The 6,735-nt window shown below is 64.9% G+C and carries 7 protein-coding genes, 1 tRNA gene and 1 pseudogene; 8 read left to right on the top strand and 1 reads right to left on the bottom strand.

Annotated elements, in window-relative coordinates:
- Genes F464_RS31900 through F464_RS28990 form a run of 4 tightly spaced genes read left to right on the top strand, consistent with a single transcriptional unit; the run spans position 1 to position 1,239 of the window.
- Entirely contained in the window at positions 1–132 is a 132-nt protein-coding gene (locus tag F464_RS31900) for a hypothetical protein (RefSeq protein WP_018991311.1), read from the top strand.
- Entirely contained in the window at positions 129–665 is a 537-nt protein-coding gene (locus F464_RS0118385) for a glycoside hydrolase family 19 protein (RefSeq protein WP_018991312.1), read from the top strand. Before F464_RS31900 ends, F464_RS0118385 begins: the two co-directional genes overlap by 4 nt.
- Entirely contained in the window at positions 662–835 is a 174-nt protein-coding gene (locus F464_RS31070; RefSeq protein WP_018991313.1) for a hypothetical protein, read from the top strand. Before F464_RS0118385 ends, F464_RS31070 begins: the two co-directional genes overlap by 4 nt.
- The gene (locus tag F464_RS28990) at positions 835–1,239 is read left to right on the top strand and encodes a DUF1353 domain-containing protein (protein ID WP_157353867.1); all 405 of its coding nucleotides are present in this window, start codon (positions 835–837) and stop codon (positions 1,237–1,239) included. The genes F464_RS31070 and F464_RS28990 overlap by 1 nt, the downstream gene beginning before the upstream one ends.
- Here the strand turns inward: F464_RS28990 and F464_RS0118395 are convergent.
- Positions 1,224–2,852: a recombinase family protein gene (locus F464_RS0118395; protein WP_018991315.1), complete on the bottom strand. Its 1,629-nt coding sequence runs from the start codon at positions 2,850–2,852 to the stop codon at positions 1,224–1,226. The two genes, F464_RS28990 and F464_RS0118395, sit on opposite strands and share 16 nt — an antisense overlap.
- A 15-nt stretch (positions 2,853–2,867) precedes the next feature.
- On the opposite strand from F464_RS0118395, the pseudogene rimO reads away from it, so the two are divergent.
- The 4 genes and pseudogenes from rimO to F464_RS0118415 all read left to right on the top strand — a co-directional run bounded on the left by rimO (position 2,868) and on the right by F464_RS0118415 (position 6,716).
- Positions 2,868–4,183: pseudogene (gene rimO, locus F464_RS28995) on the top strand (30S ribosomal protein S12 methylthiotransferase RimO).
- Positions 4,184–4,198: 15 nt separating this feature from the next.
- Positions 4,199–5,164 (top strand): patatin-like phospholipase RssA, encoded by a 966-nt coding sequence (gene rssA / locus F464_RS0118405; RefSeq protein ID WP_018991317.1) that lies wholly within the window; start codon positions 4,199–4,201, stop codon positions 5,162–5,164.
- Entirely contained in the window at positions 5,161–6,567 is a 1,407-nt protein-coding gene (locus F464_RS0118410) for an FAD-binding oxidoreductase (RefSeq protein WP_018991318.1), read from the top strand. Before rssA ends, F464_RS0118410 begins: the two co-directional genes overlap by 4 nt.
- A 73-nt stretch (positions 6,568–6,640) precedes the next feature.
- Positions 6,641–6,716 (top strand) — tRNA-Ala (locus tag F464_RS0118415).
- Positions 6,717–6,735 lie beyond the last annotated feature (19 nt).

Below are 6,735 nucleotides of genomic sequence, written 5' to 3' on the forward strand. Positions count from 1 at the left end.
ATGCAAAAACCCGAAGATCCACTTCCCTGCCGCGATTTCATCGAAGGCATCGTCGTCGAGGCTGCCGCAGCGTGTCTGTTCTGGATCCTCGCCTTCGTGCTCTCGGGGGCAATCGACCGGGTGGGCGTATGACGCTCGTCACGCCGGATCAGCTCGTCGCCCTGTACGGCTGCCCGTTTGTCCGCGCGGCCAACTTCGCGCCGCATCTCAACCAAGCGATGTGGGAAGCCGGCATCGTCACGCCCGAGCGCATTCGGGCGTTCCTCGCGCAGATCGGCCACGAATCGGCCCGCCTGATCCACGTGCGCGAGATCTGGGGCCCGACCCCTGCACAGCGCCGCTACGAGGGCAGGGCGGACCTCGGAAACACGGAGCCGGGCGACGGTCGCCGATTCATGGGTCGCGGCCTCATCCAGATCACCGGTCGCGCCAACTACCGCGATGCTGCCGAGGCGCTCGGCGAGGACTTCCTCGCTTACCCGGCGCTGCTCGAGACGCCGAAATGGGCGAGCCTGTCCGCCGGCTGGTTCTGGAGCTCCCGCGGACTCAACGCACTGGCCGATGAAGGCGAGTTCGACGGCATCACGCGCCGCATCAATGGCGGGCAGACCGGCCGCGCCGACCGTATCGCATTACATCAAGCAGCTCAGGAGGTGATCGCATGACCGCAACCCAGCCTGCAGTGGAGCGCATCAACAACGTGGTGCCGATTCAACGTGCCGTCTCGATTCGACAGTGCAGACGTGTGCACACCCTCGAGGAGCTGTTCGTCGCGAATGTCCGCCTGTCGTGCGCAATCTGGCGCGACTGGAATCGGTTCTGGTGGGGGGCGTGATGTTCCGTACTCAACTTGTCGCGCGCGATGGGGGAGAGGAGTACAAATGGCGCCTCGAGCTGCCCTTGGTGTGGGAAGAGGACAACGATGCGATCGTTGTCCCCGCCGGATTCATCACCGACCTGGCGAGCATTCCGCAGATCTTGCAGAACGTAATCCCCGTGAATGGCCGGCACCGTGCCGCGGCCGTCCTGCACGACTACCTGTTCGTCACGCAGGAGCGCACGCGCCGCGAGACGGATGCGCTGTTCCTGCGCGCGATGGTCGCATCGGGCGTCCCGTCCGTGCAGCGCTATGCCATGTACGCCGCGGTTCGCCTCGGCGGCTGGCTGCCGTGGAGGCACAACGCGCAGCAGCGCCAGCACAACCGCGCCGCCTTCCTCGCGTCCTACGGGCTCGCCTGATGCGCTGACGCCTCCCATCCCGCGCGCCAGTCGCCTGTTTTCCGATCCACCCGCAGCGCGCGGGCAGTGCCGCCTTTCGCGACCAGCAACAGATCGAGCGTTCGCCCGTCGTGCTCGTCCGGTTGCGCTCCGCGGTGATACAGCACGATCCGCGAGAACGTATCCGCAACCAACTGCCGTGCCTTTAGCCGCGCGCCCTCGTCGAGCGCCAGCGCCCCGTCGACGATCTCCGCCCACGCCTCCGCGAGCGCCGGGGTATCGCGGCGTGCGATCAGCGCCAGTTCGCGTTCTGCTGCCTCGATCTCTGCCTGCTCTGTCGCCAGTGCCGTTTCCAGTTCCCGCGCCCGCCGCACAAATGCGAGCGGCGCAGCATCGGCCGATTCGATCAGCGCCGTTGTGATGCGATCGATCTGCTGCTCCAACTCCGAGCAGCGCGCACGCCCGGTTGCAATGCGCGCCCGCAGCGGTTGTGCCTGGTCATCGCCCGAGAGTAGCGCCGTCAGATTGATCTGGTCGGAGCAATACTGAAGGATCGCGCGCTCCACCGGCACGACCGACACCGATCCGCCCGTCACGCACCCGGCCCCGTGCGCATGCCCCGTGCAAATCAACCGACGGTGCCCGTCCTGTGGCGTGCCGTCGTCCTTTCTGTTTCGCCCCATCAGATTCTGCGCGACGATCGCCTGCCCGCAGTACCCGCAGGTCGCGATGTTGAACCCGGTGATGATCCCCGGGATTTCGCCCCGTCCGCGCCGTCGGAACCGCGGCCCGGCGATCGCCTGCAAGTCTGAGAATTCCTCATCCGAAAGCAGGGCAGGGTAGTAGCCTGCGAGTCGGTATTCCTCGCCGTCGAGCTCGATCGTCTTCACGCCGACCAGGGCGGGCATTCTGAACATCCGATAGAGATTCGATGCGATCGTCCCTCCTTCGGTTACCGACAGCCCTCGCGCGGCCAACTCCCGCGCAATCCGAACGCCTCCATTTCCGGAACGAAAAAGCGACACTGCCAGTCGCATCGCCTCCGCGCGTTCCGGCACGAACTCGAAACGATCTCCAGCCCAGCGCACCCACTGCGGGTCATGCCCGTTGCGGATCACTCCGCGGTAAGTGCCTGCGATCCACCCCTCGCACTGCCGCCGGATCGCCGCCCGCACGCGCTTGCTCTTGGTGTCGCTCTCCTCGTGCGCCCGGATCATCACCAGCAGCGAATACACGAGGTCCATCGGCTGAGCTTTCAGGCTCGCGCGGTTGTACTCACGCCCGTCGCTCGCCGTCACGACCGTGATTCCAGCGTTGATGATCTGAGCGAGCTGCGCCTGCGCCTGGATGGGCTCCGCGCGGCTCAGCCGGTCGAGGCCTTCTACGACGAGCACCGACCCCGCCGCGATGCGCCCCTCATCGACGGCAACCAGGAACACCCCGAGTGCGCCCGACTTCACGTGTCGCTGGTGATAGGCCGACAGGCCCTCGTCGCGCATGGATAGATTCTCATCCAGCACCAGTCCGCGCTCCGCTGCCCACCGGCGGGCGTACTCGGTCTGTCGGTCAGCGCTGCTACCGCTCGCCTGTTTCGGATCAGAAAACCGCAGGTAGCTGTATACTCTCGGGGTCATTTCAGTAGGTTCAAGATGTCTAGCACTCCTAGTATAGCTTTCGTGTCTCTTGGGGTCCCAAGGCGACTGTCGACTCCGAACACATCCTCACGCGCCTGCGGGGCGAGGGCTACGAAATTTCCGGCAGTTATGACGATGCCGATCTCGTGGTCGTCAACACCTGCGGCTTCATCGATGCTGCTGTCGAGGAATCGCTCGACGCAATCGGCGAGGCGCTTGCCGAGAATGGCAAGGTCATCGTCACCGGCTGCCTCGGCGCCAAGGACGATGTGGTGCTCGCGGCGCATCCGCAGGTTCTTGCCGTGACCGGTCCACATGCAACCGACGCGGTGATGAAGGCGGTTCACCAGCATCTGCCCAAACCGCACGACCCTTTCACCGACCTCGTGCCGCCGCAGGGCATCCGCCTCACGCCGAATCACTACGCCTATCTGAAGATCTCCGAAGGCTGCAACCACCGCTGCACCTTCTGCATCATTCCGTCGCTGCGCGGTGACCTCGTGTCGCGCCCGATCCACGAAGTGATGCGCGAAGCCGAGTCCCTGGTGGATGCGGGTGTAAAGGAGCTCCTGGTCATCTCTCAGGACACCAGCGCGTACGGCGTGGACACCAAGTACCGCACCGGATTCTGGAACGGGCGCCCCATCAAGACGCGCCTGCTCGACCTCGCGAGGGCGCTGGGCGAACTCGGTGTTTGGGTCCGCATGCATTACGTCTATCCCTACCCCAGTGTGGACGACCTCATCCCGCTGATGGCCGAAGGCAAGATCCTCCCCTATCTGGATATCCCGTTTCAGCACGCCAGCCCGCGTATCCTCAAGGCCATGCGGCGGCCGGGGAACGTCGAGAACGTCCTCGAACGCATCCGTTCCTGGCGTAGCATCTGTCCGGACCTGACGATCCGCTCGACCTTCATCACCGGATTCCCCGGCGAGACTGATGAGGATTTCGAGCTGCTTCTCCAATTCCTCGAGGAGGCACAGCTCGATCGCGTCGGCGCGTTCGCGTATTCCCCCGTCGAGGGAGCCGAGGCGAACCAGCTTGCGGATCCGCTTCCCGACGAAGTGCGCGAGGAGCGGCGCATGCGTCTGATGGAGTTCCAGGAAGATATCTCCACCCAGCGGCTCGAGCGCTGGATCGGTCGCGAGATGACCGTCCTCGTGGACGACATCGAGGAGGACGGCGCTGTAGCCCGATCTCCCGGGGATGCGCCCGAGATCGACGGCCTCGTCATCATTCCGAATGGCGAGGGGCTTGAGCCGGGTGAGTTTGCCCGGGTGCGCATCACCGACTGCGACGTGCACGACCTGTACGCCGAGCCGATCGTCTGACAGGACGCTTAGCCGATGTTCGAGCCGACGCCGCAGAGTTCTGGCAAGTCCGGCCCCGTCATCGGTTTGGCGCTCGGCAGCGGCGCGGCACGTGGCTGGGCCCACCTCGGCGTGCTGCGCGTGCTTGCGCGTGAGGGGATCGAGCCGCAGATCATCTGCGGCTGCTCCATCGGAGCCTTCGTCGGTGCGGCCCTGGCGTCCGGAGATCTCGACAAGCTCACCCAATGGGCCGAAGCACTCAAGTGGCAGGATGTCGTGTCCCTGCTTGATGTGAGCCTGCGCGGCGGCCTCATCAAGGGCGAAAAACTCATCCAGTTTTTCGAGCGCAACTTCGTCGACCGCGATTTCTCGGAGCTCGACCGCAGGTTCGCGTGCGTCGCGACCGAGCTCGAAACGGGACGCGAGATCTGGCTGCGCGAAGGGAGCGTCGCGCAGGCCGTGCGGGCTTCGATTGCTTTGCCCGGACTGTTTACTCCCATCGTGCGCGACGGTCGTCTTCTCGTCGATGGCGGGCTGGTGAATCCCGTACCCGTGTCGCTGTGTCGCGCAATGGGGGCCGACATCGTGATCGCGGTCGATCTGGGTTCGGACATGATCGGCAAGGCGTGGCGCGCCACGCAGGTGGAAGAGGTCGAAGAGACCTCCGAGGGTTGGACGGAGCGGCTCTTCGCGCGTCTCGGCCTTTCAACGAACGGAAGCGGCAATGGGCGCGGTGCCCAGGCGGCGGCTGCCGTTGCATCCCTCCCATCCCTGATGACCGTGCTCACGTCCAGCATCAACATCATGCAGGTGCGCATCGCGCGCAGCCGCCTGGCGGGTGAGCCCGCCGAGGTACAGATTTCGCCGAGGCTTGCGCATATCGGAACGATGGACTTCCACCGTGCCCGTGAGGCGATAGTGGAAGGTGAGGCGGCGGTCACGAGCATGTTGCCGGCTCTGCGCTATGTGCTTGGGCATGCGGTCCCGGGAGACGCGGCATGAACGAGTTGGTCGGAGCGCTGGCCGGTGCGGTCGGAGCGCCACACGTCATTCACGACGCGGCAGGCATGGCCCCGCACCTCACGGACTGGCGCGGGCGCTACACAGGCCGCGCGATCGCCGTCGTGAAGCCGGGTAACACGCAGGAAGTCGCAGACGTCGTGCGCATCTGTGCGTCTGCGAATGTCCCCATGGTGCCGCAGGGAGGCAACACCGGGTTGTGTGGGGGAGCGACGCCGCTCGCCGACGGCGGCTCGGTCGTGATCAGTATGGCGCGGATGAACCGGATCCGGACGGTCGACGCCGCGAACAATGCGCTCATCGCGGAAGCGGGGTGTACGCTCGCGGCCGTCCAGCAAGCCGCGGAGTCCGCCGGCAGGCTGTTTCCTCTCGCGCTAGCATCCGAGGGAAGTTGTCTCGTCGGCGGCAACATCTCGACGAACGCCGGCGGCGTGCAGGTCCTGCGCTACGGGAATATGCGCGAGCTGGTGCTCGGCATCGAGGTCGTGCTTCCCGACGGGCGCATCTGGGACGGGCTGCGTGCCTTGCGCAAGGACAACACCGGCTACGACCTCAAGCAGCTCTTCATCGGTGCCGAGGGAACCCTGGGGATCGTTACCGCAGCGGCTCTCAAGCTGTTCCCGCGCCCGCGCGCAACCGCGACGGCCTGGGTCGCCGTTCCCGATCCTCAGGCCGCTGTGGCCCTGCTGGCCCTGTTGCGCGATCGCTGCGGGGAGCGTGTCAATGCCTTCGAGCTCGTCGGCCGACCCGCTCTCGACCTCGTGTTGCAACACATTCCCGCGATGCGCGCGCCGCTTGCCGGTGCGCACGACTGGCATGTTCTGGTCGAACTGACCGACGCGCTCGATAGTGCGGCGCTGGATGACATGATCGAGCGTGCGATCGTCGGGGCGATCGAAAGCGGTCTCGCTGTCGATGGTGCGATCGCGTCGAATCTGACTCAGGCCCGAGCACTGTGGGCCTTGCGCGAGAACATTTCCGAGGCGCAGAAAATCGAGGGGGTCAGCATCAAGCACGATATTTCCGTGCCTGTCAGTTGCATCCCCGAATTCCTGCAGCGGGCGCGGGCGGCCCTGACCGCAATATGGTCGGATGTGCGCATCGTCGCGTTTGGCCACATCGGCGACGGAAACCTGCACTACAACCTTTCCAGATCTGGCGCCGTGGACAACGTCGAGTTCGTGGCCCGGACCGGTGAGGTCAACCGCATCGTTCATGATCTGGTCGTCGCACTGAACGGTTCGATCTCGGCCGAGCATGGCATCGGCCAACTGAAGCGGGAAGAAAACGCCCGCTACAAATCGGAGGTCGAGCTCGATCTGATGAGGACGGTGAAAAGGGCTCTCGATCCGCATGGATTGATGAATCCCGGGAAGGTCGTGTAATTCCCGAAAAAAGTGATGGATCGGGGTTTACAGCCCTTGGGGGCTACCCTATAATGCGCGCTCTTTCGCCGTCGGGGGTATAGCTCAGCTGGGAGAGCGCTTGCATGGCATGCAAGAGGTCAGCGGTTCGATCCCGCTTACCTCCACCAGTCGAAAGAATTGAAGTCC

Origin of the sequence: Aromatoleum toluclasticum ATCC 700605, assembly GCF_000378245.1 — a bacterium.
GTDB classification, from domain to species: Bacteria; Pseudomonadota; Gammaproteobacteria; order Burkholderiales; family Rhodocyclaceae; genus Aromatoleum; species Aromatoleum toluclasticum.

Bases quoted from the DNA above. Each gene is read 5' to 3' on its own strand.
- F464_RS31900 (WP_018991311.1), top strand. From the start codon at position 1: ATGCAAAAACCCGAAGATCCACTTCCCTGCCGCGATTTCATCGAAGGC.
- F464_RS0118385 (WP_018991312.1), top strand. From the start codon at position 129: ATGACGCTCGTCACGCCGGATCAGCTCGTCGCCCTGTACGGCTGCCCG.
- F464_RS31070 (WP_018991313.1), top strand. From the start codon at position 662: ATGACCGCAACCCAGCCTGCAGTGGAGCGCATCAACAACGTGGTGCCG.
- F464_RS28990 (WP_157353867.1), top strand. From the start codon at position 835: ATGTTCCGTACTCAACTTGTCGCGCGCGATGGGGGAGAGGAGTACAAA.
- F464_RS0118395 (WP_018991315.1), bottom strand. From the start codon at position 2,852: ATGACCCCGAGAGTATACAGCTACCTGCGGTTTTCTGATCCGAAACAG.
- rssA (WP_018991317.1), top strand. From the start codon at position 4,199: ATGTTCGAGCCGACGCCGCAGAGTTCTGGCAAGTCCGGCCCCGTCATC.
- F464_RS0118410 (WP_018991318.1), top strand. From the start codon at position 5,161: ATGAACGAGTTGGTCGGAGCGCTGGCCGGTGCGGTCGGAGCGCCACAC.